Origin of the sequence: Pseudomonas crudilactis, from assembly GCF_013433315.1 — a bacterium.
In the GTDB taxonomy this organism is placed as follows: domain Bacteria; phylum Pseudomonadota; class Gammaproteobacteria; order Pseudomonadales; family Pseudomonadaceae; genus Aquipseudomonas; species Aquipseudomonas crudilactis.
The window spans coordinates 1-20,452 of the sequence record NZ_WXVV01000042.1 but is presented as its reverse complement, the minus strand read 5'-3'; the positions used below and the strand labels follow the sequence as shown (position 1 = coordinate 20,452).

Annotated in this window: 19 protein-coding genes and 1 pseudogene; 10 read left to right on the top strand and 10 right to left on the bottom strand. The window is 55.9% G+C overall.

The features are described 5' to 3' along the window. Together GTU76_RS29915 and GTU76_RS29625 are read right to left on the bottom strand one after the other, a co-directional pair. Nucleotides 1-299, bottom strand: a 299-nt coding sequence (locus GTU76_RS29915; protein WP_219342308.1) for a hypothetical protein, incomplete at its 3' end; no start/stop codon positions are given. Between the two features lie 74 nt (nt 300-373). Beyond that, complete coding sequence (locus tag GTU76_RS29625; protein WP_016987897.1) at nt 374-2,572, bottom strand: OsmC domain/YcaO domain-containing protein; 2,199 nt, start codon at nt 2,570-2,572, stop codon at nt 374-376. Nucleotides 2,573-2,793: 221 nt separating this feature from the next. Between GTU76_RS29625 and GTU76_RS29620 the strand changes: the two genes are divergently transcribed. Then, the gene (locus GTU76_RS29620) at nt 2,794-5,406 is read left to right on the top strand and encodes a bifunctional diguanylate cyclase/phosphodiesterase (RefSeq protein WP_180700247.1); all 2,613 of its coding nucleotides are present in this window, start codon (nt 2,794-2,796) and stop codon (nt 5,404-5,406) included. A gap of 5 nt (nt 5,407-5,411) precedes the next feature. On the opposite strand, the gene GTU76_RS29615 is transcribed toward GTU76_RS29620, so the two are convergent. After that, complete coding sequence (locus tag GTU76_RS29615) at nt 5,412-5,636, bottom strand: hypothetical protein (protein ID WP_180700246.1); 225 nt, start codon at nt 5,634-5,636, stop codon at nt 5,412-5,414. Nucleotides 5,637-5,877: 241 nt separating this feature from the next. After that, nucleotides 5,878-6,693, bottom strand: coding sequence for a polyphosphate kinase 2 (gene ppk2 / locus GTU76_RS29610; protein WP_175554159.1), 816 nt, complete (start codon nt 6,691-6,693; stop codon nt 5,878-5,880). 188 nt (nt 6,694-6,881) lie between these two features. Between ppk2 and GTU76_RS29605 the strand changes: the two genes are divergently transcribed. The 4 genes from GTU76_RS29605 to GTU76_RS29590 all read left to right on the top strand — a co-directional run bounded on the left by GTU76_RS29605 (nt 6,882) and on the right by GTU76_RS29590 (nt 11,479). Then, nucleotides 6,882-9,008 (top strand): TonB-dependent receptor family protein, encoded by a 2,127-nt coding sequence (locus GTU76_RS29605; protein ID WP_180700245.1) that lies wholly within the window; start codon nt 6,882-6,884, stop codon nt 9,006-9,008. Between the two features lie 228 nt (nt 9,009-9,236). Further along, nucleotides 9,237-10,028, top strand: coding sequence for an enhanced serine sensitivity protein SseB (gene sseB / locus GTU76_RS29600; RefSeq protein ID WP_246376188.1), 792 nt, complete (start codon nt 9,237-9,239; stop codon nt 10,026-10,028). A 205-nt stretch (nt 10,029-10,233) separates the two neighbouring features. Beyond that, nucleotides 10,234-10,947 carry a DUF695 domain-containing protein gene (locus GTU76_RS29595; RefSeq protein WP_256667826.1) on the top strand — a complete coding sequence of 238 codons (714 nt, stop codon included), beginning with the start codon at nt 10,234-10,236 and terminating at the stop codon, nt 10,945-10,947. A 13-nt stretch (nt 10,948-10,960) separates the two neighbouring features. After that, nucleotides 10,961-11,479: a DUF2059 domain-containing protein gene (locus tag GTU76_RS29590; RefSeq protein WP_246376187.1), complete on the top strand. Its 519-nt coding sequence runs from the start codon at nt 10,961-10,963 to the stop codon at nt 11,477-11,479. A 105-nt stretch (nt 11,480-11,584) separates the two neighbouring features. Here the strand turns inward: GTU76_RS29590 and msrA are convergent, their stop codons facing one another. The 3 genes from msrA to GTU76_RS29575 form a co-directional block, all read right to left on the bottom strand. After that, entirely contained in the window at nt 11,585-12,091 is a 507-nt protein-coding gene (gene msrA / locus GTU76_RS29585) for a peptide-methionine (S)-S-oxide reductase MsrA (protein WP_016987908.1), read from the bottom strand. 85 nt (nt 12,092-12,176) lie between these two features. Then, on the bottom strand, nt 12,177-12,470 hold the full coding sequence (locus tag GTU76_RS29580) for a hypothetical protein (RefSeq protein WP_016987909.1): 294 nt from the start codon (nt 12,468-12,470) through the stop codon (nt 12,177-12,179). A 176-nt stretch (nt 12,471-12,646) separates the two neighbouring features. After that, complete coding sequence (locus tag GTU76_RS29575; protein ID WP_180700244.1) at nt 12,647-13,864, bottom strand: MFS transporter; 1,218 nt, start codon at nt 13,862-13,864, stop codon at nt 12,647-12,649. Nucleotides 13,865-13,995: 131 nt separating this feature from the next. Here GTU76_RS29575 and GTU76_RS29570 point away from each other — a divergent pair, with 131 nt between their 5' ends. Further along, the gene (locus tag GTU76_RS29570; protein ID WP_180700243.1) at nt 13,996-14,631 is read left to right on the top strand and encodes a TetR/AcrR family transcriptional regulator; all 636 of its coding nucleotides are present in this window, start codon (nt 13,996-13,998) and stop codon (nt 14,629-14,631) included. Between the two features lie 33 nt (nt 14,632-14,664). Here GTU76_RS29570 and GTU76_RS29565 read toward each other — a convergent pair whose 3' ends face one another. Continuing rightward, on the bottom strand, nt 14,665-15,030 hold the full coding sequence (locus GTU76_RS29565) for an avidin-fold protein (RefSeq protein WP_180700242.1): 366 nt from the start codon (nt 15,028-15,030) through the stop codon (nt 14,665-14,667). 189 nt (nt 15,031-15,219) lie between these two features. Here GTU76_RS29565 and GTU76_RS29560 point away from each other — a divergent pair, with 189 nt between their 5' ends. Both GTU76_RS29560 and GTU76_RS29555 read left to right on the top strand, forming a co-directional pair. Next, nucleotides 15,220-15,780 carry a hypothetical protein gene (locus GTU76_RS29560; RefSeq protein ID WP_180700241.1) on the top strand — a complete coding sequence of 187 codons (561 nt, stop codon included), beginning with the start codon at nt 15,220-15,222 and terminating at the stop codon, nt 15,778-15,780. 460 nt (nt 15,781-16,240) lie between these two features. Continuing rightward, nucleotides 16,241-16,603, top strand: a complete 363-nt coding sequence (locus GTU76_RS29555) for a DUF6124 family protein (RefSeq protein WP_016987914.1) — start codon at nt 16,241-16,243, stop codon at nt 16,601-16,603. Nucleotides 16,604-17,096: 493 nt separating this feature from the next. Here GTU76_RS29555 and GTU76_RS29550 read toward each other — a convergent pair whose 3' ends face one another. Then, nucleotides 17,097-17,441 carry a DUF7079 family protein gene (locus tag GTU76_RS29550; protein WP_016987916.1) on the bottom strand — a complete coding sequence of 115 codons (345 nt, stop codon included), beginning with the start codon at nt 17,439-17,441 and terminating at the stop codon, nt 17,097-17,099. Between the two features lie 635 nt (nt 17,442-18,076). Between GTU76_RS29550 and GTU76_RS29545 the strand changes: the two genes are divergently transcribed. Further along, nucleotides 18,077-18,613, top strand: coding sequence for an SLATT domain-containing protein (locus GTU76_RS29545; protein WP_080587541.1), 537 nt, complete (start codon nt 18,077-18,079; stop codon nt 18,611-18,613). Further along, a complete protein-coding gene (locus GTU76_RS29540) occupies nt 18,610-19,980 on the top strand; it encodes a reverse transcriptase domain-containing protein (RefSeq protein WP_080587542.1) in 1,371 nt (456 codons plus the stop codon). The genes GTU76_RS29545 and GTU76_RS29540 overlap by 4 nt, the downstream gene beginning before the upstream one ends. A 366-nt stretch (nt 19,981-20,346) precedes the next feature. Here the strand turns inward: GTU76_RS29540 and GTU76_RS30195 are convergent. Further along, a pseudogene (locus GTU76_RS30195) lies at nt 20,347-20,452 on the bottom strand (2OG-Fe(II) oxygenase); the annotation flags it as partial.

Below are 20,452 nucleotides of genomic sequence, written 5' to 3'. Positions count from 1 at the left end.
CTCCCTCTCTTCAGGGAGAGGGGACTGACCGAGGTGTCTGGTTGAAATACGCCGACCTGAGATATCGAGTCGAACTCTGGTTTTGAAAAGCCCACAAATCGGCTCCCTCTCTTCAGGGAGAGGGGACTGACCGAGGTGTCTGGTTGAAATACGCCGACCTGAGATATCGAACCGAACTCTGGTTTTGAAAAGCTCACAAATCGGCTCCCTCTCTTCAGGGAGAGGGGACTGACCGAGGTGTCTGGTTGAAATACGCCGACCTGAGATATCGAGTCGAACTCTGGTTTTGAAAAGCCCACAAATCGGCTCCCTCTCCTAGGGGAGAGGGCTGGGGTGAGGGGTGAATTCACCACCGAACCCATGTGAAACAGGCTTAGCCCTGTTTCACCTTCGCCCGCGCCGTATGCAGCTTTTTATAGCTCTCAACCAACCGCAAATGCCGATCCAGCCCTTCCAGCTTCATGCTCGTCGGCGTCAAACCGTAGAAGCGCACGCTGCCATTGACCGAACCAATCGCCGCATCCATACGCTCATCGCCAAACATCCGGCGGAAGTTGGCTTCGTAGTCTTCCAGTTCCAGATCCTCGTCCAGTTCCATCTCCAGCACCACGTTGACCGCTTGATAGAACAAGCCGCGCTCGACGGTGTTGTCGTTGTATTGCAGGAAAGCTTCGACCAGATCCTTGGCTTGCTCGTACTTCTGCAACGCGAGACAGATCAGCAGGCGCAGTTCCAGAATCGTCAGCTTGCCCCACGGCGTGTTGTCATCGAACTCGATGCCGATCAGCGTGGTGATCTCGGTGTAATCGTCCTGCTCGCTGTTTTCCAGGCCTTGGGCGAGGTTGCGCAGGCCGACCTTGCTCAGGGTGTGCAGATTTAGGATGTCGGCACGGAATTGCAGGGCTTTGTTGGTGTTGTCCCAGATCAGATCTTCGACCGGGTAGATCTCCGAGTAGTCCGGCACCAGAATGCGGCAGGCCTTGGCACCGATGTGCTCGTAGACCGCCATGTAGACTTCTTTGCCCATGTCTTCGAGGATGCCAAACAGCGTCGCGGCTTCTTCGGCGTTGGAGTTTTCGCCTTGGCCTGAGAAGTCCCACTCGACGAATTCGAAGTCCGGTTTGGCACTGAAGAAACGCCACGACACCACACCGCTGGAGTCGATGAAGTGTTCGACAAAGTTGTTCGGCTCGGTGACCGCCTGGCCGGAGAAGGTCGGTTGCGGCAAGTCATTGAGGCCTTCGAAACTGCGGCCCTGCAACAGTTCGGTGAGGCTGCGTTCCAGCGCCACTTCCAGGCTCGGGTGCGCGCCGAACGAGGCGAACACGCCGCCGGTGCGCGGGTTCATCAGGGTCACGCACATCACCGGGAATTCACCGCCCAGCGACGCATCCTTGACCAGCACCGGGAAGCCCTGCTCTTCCAGCCCCTTGATGCCGGCGAGGATGCTCGGGTACTTCTCCAGCACCTCTTGCGGCACGTCCGGCAGGGCCATTTCGCCTTCGAGGATTTCGCGTTTCACCGCGCGCTCGAAGATCTCCGACAGGCACTGCACCTGCGCTTCGGCGAGGGTGTTGCCAGCGCTCATGCCGTTGCTCAGGTAGAGGTTTTCGATCAGGTTGGACGGGAAGTACACCACTTCATTGTCGGACTGGCGCACGAACGGCAGCGAGCAGATGCCGCGCTGGGTGTTGCCGGAGTTGGTGTCGAACAGGTTCGAGCCACGCAATTCGCCGTCACGGTTGTAAATCTTCCGGGTGTAGTCGTCGAGAATCTCGCTCGGCAACTCATCTTTCGGTCCCGGCTTGAACCACTGTTCGTCCGGGTAATGAACGAACTCGGCGTTGGCGATCTCTTCGCCCCAGAACTGGTCGTTGTAGAAGAAGTTGCAGTTCAGGCGCTCGATGAATTCGCCCAGCGCCGAGGCCAGTGCGCCTTCTTTGGTCGCGCCCTTGCCGTTGGTGAAGCACATCGGTGAGTGTGCATCGCGAATATGCAGCGACCAGACGTTGGGCACGATGTTGCGCCACGAGGCGATTTCGATCTTCATCCCGAGGTCGGCGAGGATGCCCGACATGTTGGCGATGGTCTGCTCCAGCGGCAGGTCCTTGCCGGCGATGAAGGTGCCAGCGTCGGAACCGGCAACCGGCATCAACAGCGCCTGAGCATCGGCGTCGAGGTTCTCGACTTCTTCGATGATGAATTCCGGGCCGGTCTGCACAACCTTCTTTACCGTGCAGCGATCGATCGAGCGCAGAATGCCCAAACGATCCTTCTCGGAGATGTCCGCCGGCAATTCCACCTGAATCTTGAAGATCTGGTTGTAGCGGTTTTCCGGGTCGACGATGTTGTTCTGCGACAGGCGAATGTTTTCCGTGGGGATGTTGCGAGTGTCGCAGTACAACTTCACAAAGTACGCCGCACACAACGCCGACGACGCCAGAAAGTAGTCGAACGGCCCCGGTGCCGAGCCATCGCCCTTGTAGCGGATGGGCTGATCGGCGATCACCGTGAAGTCGTCGAACTTGGCTTCAAGTCGAAGGTTGTCGAGAAAATTGACCTTGATTTCCATGCGGGATTACCAGAATACGGCTAAACGAATGGCGGCCATTATCCGGTTTTTGCGCGGGAAGTCTTGCCCTTTCGGGAATCGCCGCTGATCGGCGTCTTGCACTTGGGGAGGCAAATCACGCCGGGTTCACTACGCTTTCATTGCAGTCGCCGAGAAGAATCTGAACATTGCGCCTGCGCCGTGGTTCTAGATTCAGAAGACAGCGGATCAAGGACGAGCACATGGACCTTTCCAGCTATGCAGCCCCGCTTCCACCGCGCCAGAGCGCCGTCACCCGCCGCTTGGCGTTTACGGTCGGTGCGCTGTTCGTCAGTGGCGTGATTGCCGCGACCGTGGCCTTGCTCGGTATTGCCGAACGCCTCGACAACGACGAGATCAACAAAACCCGCTTCTATTCCGCTCGCGCGCTGGAAAACCGCATCACTGCCTCGAAAAACTACATCACCAGCTACGCCTACTGGACCACCGCCTATGAGCATCTGAGCGGTCAGGTCGACACCAATTGGGCCTACACCGAGCAGAACCTCGGCAAAACCCTGTTCACCAGTGACGGCTATGACGGCGTGTTCGTGCTGAACCGCGAAGGCACCCGTTACGCGGTGGTGCGCGGGCAAATGGTCGATGCCGAGCTGTCCGCGTTCGTTCAGGTGAGCGCCACGGAGTTACTCGATCAAGTGTTGGGCCAAGGTGATCTGACCAAGCCGGTCAGTCGCTATTCACTGTTCGAAGGCTGGCCGGCGCTGGTGTCGGCGGCAGCGATCATTCCCAACGATGAGCGGCCCCTGGGCGATCCGCAGACCTCTTCGGTACTGGTGTTCGTCGATAAACTCACGCCGACCAAATTGCGTCTGATTGGCAGCGGTTACGGCTTGAACAACTTGACGCTGGCGCCGGACGAGACGATCGACCCGAAACGCCCTCGTGTGCCGCTGGACAGCACCGGTTACAGCCTGATCGCTGATCTGGAACGGCCCGGGCAACATTTATTGTGGTCATTGCTGCCGCCACTCGGCGCGACGCTTGTGGTGCTGATGCTGCTGACCGCGTACTTCTTCCGTCACGCCTTGCGTTCATCGCAATACGTCGACCAGAGTTTTGCCGTCATGCAAACCTCCAATCAAGCACTGGAAAACGCCAACCGGGAGCTGGAAGCCAGCGAAGAACGCTTTCGCGCGGTGGCCGAGGCCGCATCGGACTGGATCTGGGAAGTCGATCGCGACCTGGCGCTGACCTACCTGTCGGCGCGCTTCAGCGAAGTGACCGGTTACCCGCAAACCCTGTGGCTAGGACAAGACATTGGTCAGTTGCTGTTTTGCGACACCACGCCACTGGAACTGTGGCTGAGAAACCTGACCGAGGAGAACAGCGCCAGTGACTTGCGTTGCACCTACCGTGACCACTCCGGCCAGCAGCGCCACTGCCGGCTGTCCGCGCGACCGATCTTCGCCCAATACGCAGTCATCGGCTATCGCGGCACCGCCAGTGACATCACCGACGAAGTCGCCGCGCATGCGCAGATCCAGCATTTGTCGATGCACGACGCCCTCACCGGCCTGCCCAATCGCAACAAACTCGCGCGTTATCTGGATGAGGCGCTGCTGCTCAAGGAACACGCGCCACCGCTGTCGCTGCTGATGATCGACCTCGACAACTTCAAACCGATCAATGATTCGCTCGGCCATCCGGCCGGTGATGCCGTATTGCAAGAGGTCGCTGTGCGCCTGCGTGAATGCACCCGCGAACATGACATCGTCGCGCGCCTGGGCGGCGACGAGTTCATCGTGGTGCTCAACGGCATGGACAGCCCGCACGAAATCGACAAGTTCTGTACCCGCCTGATCGGCAGCCTGCATCAACCGGTAATCTTCGAGCATCATCCACTGCACATCGGCGCCAGCATCGGCATCGCGCTCAGCCGCCGCCACGGCTTCGTGCCCAGCGATTTGATCCGTTATGCCGACATCGCCCTGTATCAGGCCAAATCCGACGGCAAGAACACCTGGTGTTATTTCGAAGCGCACATGAGCGATCAGATCCAGACACGCCGGCAAATGGAAGATGATCTGCGCCATGCGCTCAAGCACAACGAGTTCATCCTGCACTATCAGCCGCGCTACAAGGTCGATGGCAAGCACATTGTTTCGGTCGAAGCGCTGGTGCGCTGGCAACACCCGACCAAGGGCTTGCTGGGGCCGGACTTGTTCATTCCATTGGCGGAGCAGACCGACCTGATCGTCCCGCTCGGGCGCTGGGTGCTGCGCGAAGCCTGCGAAACCGCGCTGGGCTGGCCGGAAGACATTCTGCTGTCGGTCAATCTGTCGCCCGCGCAGTTTGCCGTCAGCGATGTGGTCGAGGATGTTCGCGAAGTACTGGTGCAAACCCGCTTCCCGGCCAGTCGCCTGGAACTGGAGATCACCGAGAACGTCATGCTCAACGACACCGACGGCGCGCTGACCACGATGAACGCCCTGAAAGAACTCGGCGTGCGCCTGAACATGGACGACTTCGGCACCGGGTACTCATCGCTCGGCTACCTGCGCGCCTATCCGTTCGACGGGATCAAGATCGACAAGCGCTTTATCGCCTCAATCAGCAGCGGCACCAATGATCGTGCGGTGGTGCAGGCGATTATCGGGCTGGGCAAGGCCATGGGCCTGACGGTAACGGCCGAAGGCGTCGAAACCGAAGAGCAACTGGATATTCTCGGGGTCGATCAATGTAACGAGGTGCAGGGTTATTTCATGAGTCGGCCGATCGACAAAACAGCATTTGCGCGGCTGCTGCAAGACTCCAGAGGCGCCACCCTGAAAGCGAAGAAGGGTCGCGTGACTTGAGCAGCTCAACCGTTTATTCGACTCGAGTCAGCGGTAAACACGTTGCCCGCATCACGTACCAACTGCCGCCACTCGGCGCTGGTGATCAGCCCTTGCTCCTCCATTTCATCGGCGGCCTTGAGCAGTTCGTCGTACTGTTCTTCCGGGTCCAGGCGCATCTGCGCTTGCGTCGCCAGTTTTCGCCATGCTACCAGTTTTTCTTGTTTTTCTTGTTTGCGCTGATTGAACATCGGGGATGATCTCGTTTGGGACTTCCTCCATAGAAAGATATGAGATCGCGATGGTTCAGCGCAGTCGACGGGTGGACTACTTGTTTCTAAAGGGCTTCGCCGATCAGCAATGATGGATACACCACCGCCTCTGTAGGAGTGAGCCTGCTCGCGATAGCGGATTGTCTGTGACGGATGTGTTGGCTGACACACCGCTATCGCGAGCAGGCTCACTCCTACAGGGATTTTTGCTGGCCAGCTGTCAGAACTTTGCCGCTACGCGTTTGTATGGATAATCCGGCTCCCGGTACTTGCCCGGTTTCTGCCGTTTGGGCAACTCGACCTTCTCGCGTTTCACATCCTCGTACGGAATGCAGCTAAGCACATCGCTGATGATGTTCAGCCGTGCACGGCGCTTGTCGTTGGAATCGGCCACCCGCCATGGCGCGTGTTCGGTGTCGGTGTACTTGAACATTTCATCCCGCGCTCGTGAGTAGTCGTACCAGCGACTGTAGGACTTAAGATCCATCGGTGTCAGTTTCCAGGTCTTGCGGCCGTCGTTGATGCGCGCTTCAAGCCGGCGGGTCTGCTCTTCGGGGCTGACTTCCAGCCAGTACTTGAGCAGGATCACTCCCGATTGGACGATGGCGTGTTCGACCCAGGGAATCGACTTGAGGAATTTGTCAGCCTGTTCGTCGGTGCAGAAGCCCATCACCCGCTCGACACCGGCGCGGTTGTACCAACTGCGGTCGAAAATCACTACTTCACCGCCCGCTGGCAGATAAGGCAAATAACGCTGCACATGCATCTGGCTTTTCTCGCGATCGGTCGGCGCCGGCAGCGCCACCACGCGGAAAACCCGCGGGCTGACGCGTTCGGTCAGTGCCTTGATCGTGCCGCCCTTGCCGGCGCCATCGCGCCCCTCAAAAACGATGCAGACCTTGACGCCCTTGGCGATCACCCACTCCTGCAACTTGACCAGTTCGACGTGCAGCTTGCGCAACTGTTCAAGGTAATCCTTGTTTTTCAACTTGGGACTTTCAGACGCCGTGGCGGCCTTCTTTTTGCCTTTTGCCATGACCTTGGCCCTCTCCATTAAATGCAGAAACAGACTGTTGATTGACGGGATACACCAGACACGTGAGGTTAGTTCATGACGTGCTGTTTGCCATTGCCGGGCAAAAAGCCAAATTGCCATGTGTTTCGTTCGTTCTTTGTTACGTCGCACTGTTCATTGCCCTGCCCTTGTCTGCCTGGAGTTTTTCGATGCCGTCGTCCAAATCCCTGCCCACCGCCCTGCTCGGCCTGGCTCTTGCCTGCCCGGCGATGGCCGAGACTCAAGGTCTGGAATTGGGGCAAGTACTGATTTCGGCCGATGAACGCAGTGGCTCAGACGCGAGCGTCGAAGAAGCGAAAACCCGCCTCGAACAGGTGCCCGGCGGCACCAACGTGGTCGACATGCGTCAGCCGTTGCAGGGCCGCGTGGCGAGCAATCAGGATGTGCTGGCTTATCAGCCGGGGGTTTATGCGCAGTCGGCGGGCAACGAAGGCGTGAAAATTTCGGTGCGCGGCTCGGGCATCAACCGCGCGCCGGGCGCTCACGCGTCGGGGCTGTACACCATGCTCGATGGCCTGCCACTGACTGGCCCGGGTGGTACGCCGTATGAGTTGCTCGAACCGCTGTGGGTCGATCACGTTGAAGTGCTGCGCGGTGCCAACGGTTTTGATCGCGGTTCGCTGGCCTTGGGCGGCGCCATCGATTACGTCAGCCACACCGGCTACACCGCGCCGAAACTGCAAGTGCGCTACGCCACCGGCAGCCACGGCTATCAACAGCGTCAGGTCAGTTCCGGGCAAGTGCTCGGCGACTTCGACTACTACGTGTCGCTCACCGATTCCAACGCCGACGGCTATCAGGATCACACCGCCAGCGAGAGCAAAGGCGTGATCGCCAACTTCGGCTATCGCTTCAACCCGAACCTGGAAACGCGCTTCTATATCCGCTACCGCGAAACCGACAACGACCTCGCCGGCCGCGTGACCAAGCACTCCATCGAACACTCGCCTCGTGCGGCCAATCCTTCCTACATGGCGCGCGATGACAGCCGCAAGCAGCCGGGCAGCACCTTCATCGGCAACAAGACCACGTATTACATCGACGACGATTCGAGCATCCAGACCGGCCTCGTCTATCACGATTACCCGATGGACCTGCGCGAAGGCCCGAACCGCTTGAAAGTCGCCTACACCGACGTCAGCGGCACGTTCGACTACAAACGCCGCGATACGATTTTCGGCATGGAAAGCCGCAGCAATGTCGGCCTGCGCGTGACCAAACACCTGCCCAACGACGGCGCCAGCGAGTTCGTGCGCATTCCCACCGGCAACACCGCCAGCTACGTGCCGGGCACGCGCATGCGCAACTTCACCTATCAGGGTTCGGACACCGTTCTGCATTTTGGCAACGACCTGGAAATCGCCGACGACCTGTGGCTGACTACCGGCCTCGCCGCGATCTACACCCGCCGCGAAAGTGATGTCACCTACCCGCAAAGCGGCGGCAAAACCAGCATGAACGACTGGGACTACGCACCGCGCCTCGGCCTGCGTTACCAGATCAGCCCGGATCTGCAAGTGTTCGGCAACCTCAGCCGCTCGGTTGAGGCGCCACATCCGTGGTCGTTGATTTACAGCTCCAACGTGCGTTTCGCTCCGGGCAACGGCCCGGCGACCGGCACGCAAAAAGACCCGATCAAACTGCAGAACCAGACCGCAACCACACTGGAACTCGGTGGACGCGGCGACAGTGCAGTCGGCGAATGGAGCCTGGCGTGGTACTACGCGCAAGTGCGCCACGAACTGCTGTCGGTACTGCCGGATGCCAATGCGGTCACGCCGTATGAGCTCAACGCCAGCCCGACCGTGCACCAAGGCATCGAAGCGAGCCTCAACAGTCAACTCTGGTCGGCCGCCGATGGTCGCCGGTTGAGCCTGCGTCAGGCGTATACCTTCAGCGATTTCCACTATCGGGACGATGATCGTTTTGGCGATAATCGCCTGCCCGGTTTGCCCATGCATTACTACCAGGGTGAGTTGCGCTATGACTGGCCCCAAGGCTTCTTCGCCGCGGTCAACACGCAACTGGTGTCGAAAGTTGCCGTGGATTACGCCAACAGTTACTACGCCGATCCTTACGCACTGTTCGGTGCGACGCTGGGTTACAACGCGCCGAAAGGTGACTGGCAGGGATGGTTGGATATGCGCAATTTGACCAACAAGCACTACGCGGCCACGGTCACGCCGGGGTATGACGACAAAGGGCTGGATGCGGCGCGGTCGACGCCGGGTGAAGGGATGGGGGTTTATGTCGGGGTGTCGTGGAGTTTGCTCTGAAGCCTTCCCCCTGCTAGCGATGGCGGATAGGCTGTGCCAACGAAGTTGACTGACCCACCGCAATCGCTGGCAAGCCAGCTCTCACAATGATCTGCGCTGTACCGCAACCTTGTGAGCGACCCGGAAACCTGTGGGAGCGGGCTTGCCCGCGAAGGCGTCAGTAGAACCAGCGTCGATGTAACTGATCGACGCTTTGCTCTGTTTTAGACCGAGTCAGGGATGAACACCATGGATACCCAACCAGAAAACCTGCTGGAAAAAAGCCTCAAACTGGCCGCCGACGAACCGGCACATCGTCCGGAGTTTTTCAACACCCTGTTGAATTCAAACGTTTACATTCTCGGCACCGCCGGTGAGGCAGACGGCCACGTCAATCTCGAAGCCGGCAGCAACATCAGCATCGCCCATTGGCAAAAACCGGACGGCACCCCGGTCATCCCGTTTTTCTCGTCCCTGCAAACACTGCAACAGTCCATCGACAGCGAGCAGTCCTACCTCGAAATACCCGCCCGATCGTTGTTCGAAATCACACTGGGTGCCCTGCTCTGTCTGAATCCGAAGTCACCGTACGGCAAAGAGTTTTTCCCGCAAGAGGTGCAAAATTTGCTCGCTGACGCCGTTGGCCAGACCGCCACGCAACGCACGGTCGAGAAAGAAACCAACGTGTTGCTCGGTCAGCCCACCGAATACCCATCCCAAATGATCCACTCGCTCACGCAGTTGCTCGTCAAACATTCCAATGTGAAGCGCGCGTTTCTGGCATTGATGCATGACACCTCGGTCGATGAAAAACCGCACTTGATCGTGGGCATTGAGGGGGACGGCGATATTGAGCGGGTAATGCGTGAGGCGGGCAATGTTGCCGGGGATACCGCGCCCCAGGGCGAGCCGGTTGATTTGTGCCGGGTGTCCCAAGGTGAAGCTGGCCTGAGTGATTATTTTCTCAGGGAAACCACGCCCTTCTATGAGCGCAAGTGGGGCAATAAACTGCGTTCTTTTCTGGGGTTTGGTAAAGCGTGATTGAACGTACACCGGGACCTTGGCTTCTCGACGAGACGACGTTTGAACCGGCACGCAACCCTCTACAATGCCCACCAAGTCAGGAAATGAATGAACTTCACCGATGAAATGGCGGCCGCTTTTCCTGCGGGCAATCCGCAATGGCGACACTGCTCGAGCACTTCCACTCCAAACCAGTACTCGCCCCTCCCAAGGAAGGCATGTTGTGAATGACGTCAAAACCGACAATCGAAACACCCTGAATCGCGCTTGGCCGCTGTTTTTGCTGCTGGTATCGACAACTCTGCTTAACACGGGCTGCTCCCATCCCCCGCCACCGATCGAACGCGACCCCTGCCTGGATGAAGGCCCAAGCCACAGTGCCGCTTACGATGACTGCGTGGTTGACCGTAATGACGAACGCGCTGCTGCACTCAATGCCATTCTTGGCAATGGCCCAGATCTTTACCCGCAAATGCGCCTCGCCGAGCCGGGCGAGGACACTTTTCAGGCGTCCGACTATCCGGACATCCCCAGCCCCATGAGTTACCGGACTGCTCGCTCAATTTCCGCGACGGAGCAGCAGGCGCTACCGTTCAAGATGAGAGTCCGCTGGAATTACACCTCCAGGAAACTCCTGCCGCGACCTCGTGATCTTGTACGCATGAATGAGATGGAGACCCTTTTACTCTCGGCCGCTGCGGATGACGGGCTTGCGAAGTGGGTGTGCACGGTCACTGGAGAACACCGTCGGGAGTGGATCTTCTACGCCCGAAGTGACACTGATTTCATGAGCCGAATGCAGGCGCTGCTGACACCGAGCGGACCTTATCCTGTCGAATGGAGCGGTCGTAAAGAGCCTGCGCGCAGTGCCGAGGGGGCCAATAGTGCCGACCCGTCCGGGGAAATCCGCATGACCCCTAAACGGTGTTTGGAGTGAAAGACAGGGACACTTGTGGCGCTCTCTGCACTTACAGATCATTAAAGGAAAAATGCTCATGGGCATGAAAAAAATTATGCTGGCTGTATTGGCCGCAGCGGCGCTGGCGGGTTGTGGGGGTAACAAGGACAAGGCGCAGGCGTTCGTCGAGTCCAGTGGCATGACCAAGCAATACACCAGCATGGTCGAGACCGCGTCCAGCGGTTATGCCTCCCGCTACCCGATGCTCGAACACGAGCAAATTCGCAACGTCGTGCGAGAGAAAATCGATCCTGACGACCTGAAGGGCATGGTCGTGGAAATCTATGCCAATCACTTCAACAACGAGGAGCTTGACCTGCTGACTCGCGCCAACCAGCATCCCGAGCAGGCGATGACGATCATCCTGAGTTCGAAAAAGGGCCGCGATCTGGCCGAAAAATTCATGGCCGTCCAGAGCACCCTCGCTAAAGATATGCGAGATGCAATGGCCGACAGCGATGAGGCGATCATCGATGCGCTGGATGATTTGAAGGATGAAGCGCAAGGCTAAAACGGCGCCATGGGCACTCGCCTCTTCGCGGGCTTGCCCGCGAAGTCGGAAACTCATTCAGTCTTACAACCAATGAAGTGTCGCTGAAAGAAAGGCGCGTGCCCCTCACCCGCGCTTCGGCAGCTTCCAGTTCGGCCGAATGAAATGGCAGGTGTAGCCATTCGGAATGCGCTCAAGGTAATCCTGATGCTCCGGCTCCGCTTCCCAGAACGGCCCCGCCGGTTCGATTTCAGTCACCACGCGGCCCGGCCACAGTTTTGAGGCGTCGACATCGGCGGCGGTGTCCTCGGCAATATCGCGCTGCGCTTCGTTGAGGTAATAAATGGCCGAACGATAGCTCGGGCCAAGGTCGTTACCCTGCCGGTTGGGCGTGCTCGGGTCGTGGATCTGGAAAAAGAATTCAAGGATCTGTCGATAGCTGATCACCGCCGGGTCGAAGGTGATCTCGATGGCTTCGGCGTGGTTGCCGTGGTTGCGGTAGGTGGCGTTCGGCACATCACCGCCGGTGTAACCGACGCGGGTCTGCAACACACCGGGATAACGCCGCAGCAGATCCTGCATGCCCCAGAAGCAGCCGCCGGCAAGGATGGCGGTTTCGGTTTGAGTGGTCATGGCGTGTCGTTCCTCTTCGGGGTGTTGGGTATAGCGATGGTTATGAGGGCGGGTTGGCGGATTCCAAGGGGCTGAGCCAATAGAACTACTGACGCGCTGAAACCTGATTGGCTTCCTCGAGCAAAGAGCCCGTAATCCTTCGGCCGCTGTAATCACTGACAAAGTAATTGATTCGGTTAGCCAGATGCTGAATCGATAACCAGCCCAAACCGTGGTAGTCACGCATTTCCTCGGCGTTGAGCTTGATCATGGACTGGTACCCCACAAAAGACGCTTCACATTCAACGAGGATGTAGACAGAACCATCTGCGACCTTGAAAAGTCGCCAGTAGCTGTCGTTGGTGTGATATTCCGCGGGGGTGAGTCGAACCAGTTCCATGATTGAATTCCGTGGGCTTTCTTTTGGTTTCGAGACCATAACATGGCTGCAAAGCCACGGTTTTAGATGAGACGCTTCTGGCCGGTTGCCGACGTCGACGACATTCAGATTCAGGTCAAAAGCGCTAAGCGTGCCATGGTCGCCCTCGAGGCTCACGCAGTGCGCGCATCCGGGCATCAGTGCCCGGCAACCGCAACCGCTCCAGCAATACGCGGCCCCGATCTGAACCCATGCACCCGCGCGCCGAAGGCAATGGCAAACCCTACGCTCACCAGCACCACCATGGCCCAGGGAAACGAGGCGACGCCCCAGCGGTCGAGCAACACCCCGCCGACCACCCCGCTGCCGGCAATCGCGCTGTTCCACGCCACCACATTCAACGACAGCGCGACATCCGCGCCGTCACCGGCAGCATCCGCCAGTGCCGTCTGCAACAAAGTCGCCGCGCCGCCAAAACTCAATCCCCACACCGCCACGCCGATGTAAATCACCTGCGGCACATGCCCCATAAATCCCAGCACCACGCAAACGCCAGCGAAGGTAGCGAGGCTCACCAACACCGTTTTGCGCAACAGCGGCTCAACCAGTTTGGCCGTCAGCCAGATCCCCGCCAACGCCGCGAGACCAAACACCAACAACACCAGATCTACACGATCCGCCAGCCCCGCCGGCGCCACAAACGGCGCGATGTAGGTGTAGAGAATGTTGTGCGCCAGCATCCAGCTGATCACCACCGCCAGCACCGGCCGCACACCCGGCGTGGTCAACACGCGGCGCAACGACAGGCGCTGATGCGCAGGCTGCGGCGGATAGTCCGGCACCTTCACCAACACCCAGACGATCAGCATCAAAGTCAGGGCCGACATCAACCCGAACGTCGTGCGCCACCCGACGAGGCCACCCAGCCAAGTGCCGAGCGGCACGCCCAGTGACAAGGCAATCGGCGTACCGACCATGGCCAGTGCCAGCGCCTTGCCCTGTTGATCAGGCTCGACCATTCGCCGCGCATAACCGGCCAACAGACTCCACGCCAACCCTGCCGCCACCCCCGCAAAGAAACGCGCCACCAGCGTCACACCATAGTGCGACGACAACGCCGTGATCGAATTGAACAGCAGAAAACCAACGATGGTCAGCAGCAACACATTGCGCCGACGCCAGCCGCGCGTGGCGATGGTCATCGGGATCACCGCCAGCACCGAGCCCAGCGCATACGCGGTGACCATCTGCCCGGCCATCGAAGGCGAAATCGCCAAGCCTTCGCTGATCAGCGGCAACAGCCCGGCGGGCAGGGTTTCGGTGACGATGCAGATAAAACCGGTCATGGCCAGCGCCAGCAGCGCGCCGATGGGCAGGCGTTTGGGCGCCGCCGTTAGAGTCAATGAAGGTGTCACAGGAAACTCCTTGAGTTTGGAAATTCAGACTTGCGTACCGATCGATATAAAATACTGGCGGCAGCCGAGGCACGTTGTCAACGACTTATGTATCGACTAGTATCCAAATCACTTTCCGAGGAGTCTTTGCTATGGCCAGAACCGGCCGCCCCCGCGCATTCAATCGCGACAACGCCGTCGACCAGGCCATGCAATTGTTCTGGCAACACGGCTACGACTCGACATCCCTTTCACTGTTGAAGGCTGAACTGGGCGGCGGCATTTCCGCACCGAGCTTCTACGCCGCGTTCGGCTCCAAAGAAGCCCTGTTCGACGAATGCGTGCAGCGTTACCTGGCGACCTTCGCCCAAGTCACCGAATGCCTATGGGACGAAACCCTGCCGCCACGCCAAGCCATCGAAACCGCCCTGCGCCAGTCAGCACGCATGCAGTGCGACGACGGCCACCCGAAAGGCTGCATGGTCACCCTTGGCGTCATGAGCGCGCCGAGTCCGGAAAATGCCCACGTCGCTCAAGCCCTCACCCACTCCCGCGCCCGAACCCGCGCGGGGATTGTGGCGTGTGTCGAGCGTGGTGTGAGTGAAGGAATGTTAGCGGAGGACACGAACGGAGCCGCCATGGCGACGGTGTTCGACAGTTTCCTGCAGGGGATTTCCATCCTTGCTCGGGATGACACGCCGATTGAGAACATTGATGCGGCGATTACGCAGGTGATGCGGACTTGGGATGTAGCGGCGGTGAGTCAGCCTTCATTGGATTTTCAGTGACTGAAAGGCTCGCGTAGCTAAAAAACCGGGCGGCTACGCGGCCACCTCAACATAACTCGACTCCCCGCCACCCTCGGCCCCCGACAACCAACCCCACACAAACCGCAACGTCGTCCGCCCCGCCTCATCAACCCCCACCACGCCCCGCGACCAACCCGCGCGAATCTCGCCATCCGTGGTGATGCACTGATAAAGCAGCTCGATACTGTCAGGCCCGGTCACCCGGCCAACCTGATTGCCCATGCGAATATGCCCACCCGCATAAGTCCCCCAAACCGCCGCGCCTTCGACGAAGTATTCAAACACCGTGCGTGCATCGGACAAGCCCTGAGCGTTATTCGCCACGGAAAACCGGCGGTTGTTCAAACGCTCGGCAACTTGCGAAAAAGCAGATTCCATAAACCACACATCCTTAGTCGAGAAGATCCATTCCAGCCTGCGGGCATCCTGATCCATTACCTCCGCGCAGCAAGGCTCTACCGCCGTTTTCTGCCAACCCAACCGCACAGCCACGTTTGACGGTCCTACCCGCCCCACCTAGTCTGCCCAAAGCACCTTTCAGTAAAAAACGAGTTCACGAGAGGCAAGATGAGCAACTTCCCAATCGTCGCCACCGTTCTCTCGATGATCCTCGGACTCTCCGTCACCCGCCTGCTACTCGGCGCATTGACGGTGTTCCGCATCCGCCGCGTAGCCAAGCCAGACTGGGTGGCACTGGTCTGGGCGGTGATGCTGTTTACCATGCAGCTGCAATTCTGGTGGGCCGTCAACGCACTGTCGGCGGTGAAACAGACCTTCTCGTTTCTCGAATTTCTATTGTTGGTGATGCTGACACTGTCGCTGTTTGTCACCGCGGCGTTGCTGCTGCCGAGCCGTAGTGAGGATGAGCAGAATGGGTTGCGCGTGTATTTCGAGCAGGATGGGCGCTATGCATTGCTGTCGCTGTCCACGTATCTGTGCCTGGGGCTGATCGTCAATGTCACGCTGTTTGAGGCATCGCCGGTGGCGCTTTGGGGTTTGCTGGATGTGATCATGATTGCGTTGCCGATTGGCGCGTTTGTGGCTCGGTCGCGTAAAGCGTATGCGGTGGTTACGTTGATTTATGTGCCCATCAATGTGATCGATACGCTGATTTCGCTGGCGAATTAAATCCCCCTGTAGCGACGGGACGTGCCCCGATGAATCGCGAAACGGCTCTCGCTCGTTCAGTCCAAAACGACATCGCAAAAACAACTCAAACTGCCCTGTTGAAGCAATTCCTGGACTTTGTTTAAAGACACCCCAAGTTACGTCATCCCAACCTACAACGCCTTGCGCCGTTGCCTACGACTACGCCAGAATCCGCCGGCTTGTGCGCCTTGGATGCGGGTTCTATTGTGGTTCGGTCACTGAATAGCAGTGATCGGGTTTGGTAGCCCGACTTTCCCAGGCGCATTGCGCACCTTTCGCAGAGATCGCTTTTTTGATCTCCGCTTTATGGTGGCCATGCGTAGGGCGTCCTCGGACGCGCCGGGCTCCTGGGCCGGTCTACCAACCTGTGCATGGCCGCCACCTCTCGTTTGGTAGCGAAGTGTGATGGCTCCTTAATCGTTTCCCAGGAGTTTCATCTATGTTCAAAATTACGCCAAATCCGCCAGAAATCGATCCAATCTCGGGCGACGAATCTCCCGACGCCAAGAAATTCAACGAAGCCGTCGACCGCGCCCTCTCCCATTACCTCGGCCCTGCCCCGGAAATCATGCTCACCCCGTACCAAACCAACAAGATGTTTATCGCCAACCCGAACACCAAGACTGAGGAATTGCTGGTGAATGCCAGTGAATCACTCGGCTCGGCTTCGGTGATGCTTGGGGATGTGATCGGACTGGTTCACGGACCGGCACGCAAGACACTGCAAGGCATTGCGCAGGTGGTGATGCTTGGAGAGTTAGCGGTGAATCGGGCGTTGGATAACGTGGTGCCGACGGAGTAACGAAAATTCCTCCATGACGGTTGGGATGCCGTCATGGAGGTTGATCAGACCCACCCACGAAGCCAGAATGATTACCACCACTCAAGCCAAGGCCGGTATGAGATATTTAATATTCGCTTCTCTAATTTCACTTTTGCTTATTCTGAATACAGGCTTCTACAACGAAGTTTCAGACAACGAAATCACTCGAATATATTTCATCAAAAAGCATCCGACCTTTCGAGTGCAGTTTTTCAACATTCATGCGAATGACGGAAATTATCGACATATAGAAAAACTCACGAACGAGCAGCGACAAGACATCATCGATTATTGTAAATACAGATTAGGCATCGACTCAGAGATAACCACTCAAGCCGACATCGAAACATGCGCAAAGCGATAACACCAAAAAATAGACACAGATGGAATACTGAAAATTCGGAACAGGACCATTTCTTAACTATGTTTGGCATCGAGACACTGCCTCTGTGAACCCACATTGTTCTGCAAGCTACAGCCTACTGGCGATCTCCTTCCAGATGTAGGCGTAGTTGTATTTCAACCAACGCACCAGCACCTTGTCGAACTGCCGACGAAACCAATTACGCTCTCTCGCAGCCAACCTTTCCTCAATCGACTCTCTGAGAGTTTCGGGGTCAAAGCCTGTCCACACCGGAGGTACAGCGGCCACAAGATTGGTGAAACACACCGGCGCGACCTCTGAATAAAGGATTTCGTAAAGGATGTCAGGATCGACGCATCTAACCTTCTTCGCGACGTAGTCATATTCGACTGGGAAATCGTTGAATGGCTCCGAGAGCGCGGCTCTTACCTTGGCCAGTTGAGGTTCAGACATAAGACGGCCCAATGGGAAAAATCCTCCAACTCTTTATCCAATGAGCTCGAAACCGCTTAGGCTGCGACACCATCGGCGATTGACCTGCTATGACAAACGCTATGGAATATTTGAGGCCAAATATTGTAAGTTTCGTTGTCGTCTAGAATTTTTTCCGGAAATGCCGAAAAAAGGAAGACTCACTATCAATAGAAAGGTGAATGCTTAGCCTCGCTATTCTCCCTTACCTGCCCCACGGAGTGTAGCAGTCGGCTGGAAGTGGCCACTCATAAACGGTGAAATCGCAAGGTCTTCGCCTTGAGAGACCGCACACTGCCGGGTTTTCACGGATGGCGGTCAAAGGCACCGACCTCCTTTCCGTGGTGCAATATTCTTAACACGGGCACGCTCCACAAGCCTGCCTAAGACATAGCTGCACTGGCTGCACAAAATAATCCTCACGGCTTCCAAAGCAAGGTGATGTCAATGTAGAATCACCACCGAGGGGGCAGGTTCTTCCTCTTACGAAAGTAAGGGCGGCTCTGATAAAGAACAGCAATTGCTGTTGAGTTTAGGCTCACCGATCCCGTTCCGATGGGATGTTCACACTTTCTCTAATCTCCTGCCCCCTCACCCCTTATTTACAGGAGAAGTAGGTGAAGGATAACGTTTGGTTTACCTATAAAGCTAGAATTCAAGCTCACAAACGGCTTGAATGGCTAGACATACATTCCCAATTTTTGCTTGTATGGTACGCAATTTTAGGCGCTGTACTTGCGATAGTAGCCATTCGATATCCACAAGCACTTGGTGCAAATACAGATATTCTGGCGGCGGTTCTTTCCGTAGCGCTCTTAGGCGTGTCATTAGCAGTTGCTAATCGGGATTTTCGTGGACGCGCACTTGCAATGATGAAAAATTATAAAGATCTTCAAAAACTTTATAATTTGTTAAACTCGTCAACGAGCGTGACTGAAGCGCATTCAAATGCATATCATGATTTGTTAGCAGAATCAGAAAATCATAAAGAAATTGACGACCGACGATTTCGAACCTCTGCTAGCTCCAACCTTCAATCTAGAAAGCCAACGAAATTTGATTTCGTTCGCGTTTACTGCTGGCTGACAATTCGAGCATTGATAACATCCTTCCTGTATTTTGGCCCAATCGCCATAGCATGGCATCTAAAATGACAGCCGCAAAAATATTCAAAAGCCAATTCGGCACGAAAAGCCTAAAAAAAATATACTCAGAAAGAATAAAAAAATCTGGCGCTATTGGGATAGATCGCGTACGACCATCTAGCCTGGATAAAAACCTGAGCACTGAAATTAAAATAATTCTAACCAAAGTAGAAAATGGTTCTTACACGTTCACACCATACAAAGAAAAATTGATCTCAAAGGGTCATTCTTCTTTTCCCCGCCAAATATCAATCCCAACTGCTCGCGATCGAATTGTTCTAAGAGCACTTTGCGAATGCCTTTCCGCCGTTTTTCCGAACACTAAACTTCAACTTCCGCAAGTAGTAATACACTCGCTCAAGGGTGCTTTAAATAGTCACCGATATGAAGAATACGCCAAGATAGACCTGCAAAAATTTTACCCATCGATCTCCCACGAATTGATTGATAAATCGATAAAAAACAAAATTAGAAAACCTCAATTTTTGCAGCTTATTCGCGAAGCAGTACGAACTCCCACTGTCCCAGAAGCAAAGGGTGGGAAGAATGCACCTAAGAATAAAGAGGGCGTGCCGCAGGGCTTGGCAATTTCGAATGTACTCGCAGAAATAGCGTTAAGTTCAGTTGACCTTGAAATGCAGAAAATCCCAGACATTTGGTTCAAAAGATATGTTGATGACATTCTAATCTTGACGCCAAAAGGGCAATCTAAAGACGTCGCGAATTTAGTAGTAAAAAAATTACAAGCGCTGAAATTATCGCCCCACCCGTTAGATGAACCTGGCTCCAAATCAAAAGTAGCTCCTCTATCTGAATCATTTGTTTTTCTCGGTTATCAGGTCGGATCGAAAGGCATCAGCATCAGACAAGAAAGCATTCACAGATTTGAAGCCTCACTTGCCAAAATATTTACAGCATACCGCCACAGGCTCAACACAATTCGAACTCCACAAGATAAACAACGCGCCATAGCACACTGTGAATGGGAGCTTAATCTTCGCATTACCGGTTGCATTTTTGAGGGGCGCCGCCTCGGATGGATATCCTATTTTTCTCAAATTTCAAGCACGACACAGTTACGAAGCGTAAATCATACAGTGCGAAAATTAGTAACGCGATTTAACTTAGAGAAATTAATCACTGTTAAATCGCTGATAAAATCTTTTTATGAATTGCAGCGAGGCGATAAAGCGACCCACAAATATATTCCAAATTTTGATGAACTCACTGTAATACAACAACGCCAAATTTTAGCAATATCACTAGGTACCGCCTTAGTCAAAAAAATGAGCGACGCAGATGTTGAGAGAAAATTCAAATATAAAATATCCAGGGCTGTGAAAGACCTAGAAAAGGATATCTCTCATATTTCTTAAAAAACCGAAAATGAAAAGCTTGGGGCGCTTAAGTTTGCGGAACAGCCTTAGCTTATATGTCAACCGCTCACTAAAAAGAATTTTTCAGAGCACGAGCTATACCTCGTAATCGCGCGAGTTGGGTGGACGTTACAGCACCCGCATATTTTTTCTATTTGATTAACTTTTTCCAGCCGGCCTTATTCGGAAAAAGCTAACTCAACTATAAAAGCCCTCTAGATTCAACTTTAAAATGGGCCTGGCATTTGTTCTGAGGTATTTTAGATCGGTGCTCGACCAATTTTAGTCCGCAAGAGCGTTATCACCTCAATTTCTTAGGCGCGAGTGAATGATAGGGCCGAAAACATCCGTATCACTGCCCCCCCTTTATCTCTTTCTCTTAAACACTTTGCTCAAGTGATACCCCAAACTCCACCGATCCTTCGGCCTAGGCTTATAGTGCGTTTTATTCCTCTGCCCCGGCTCCCCACCC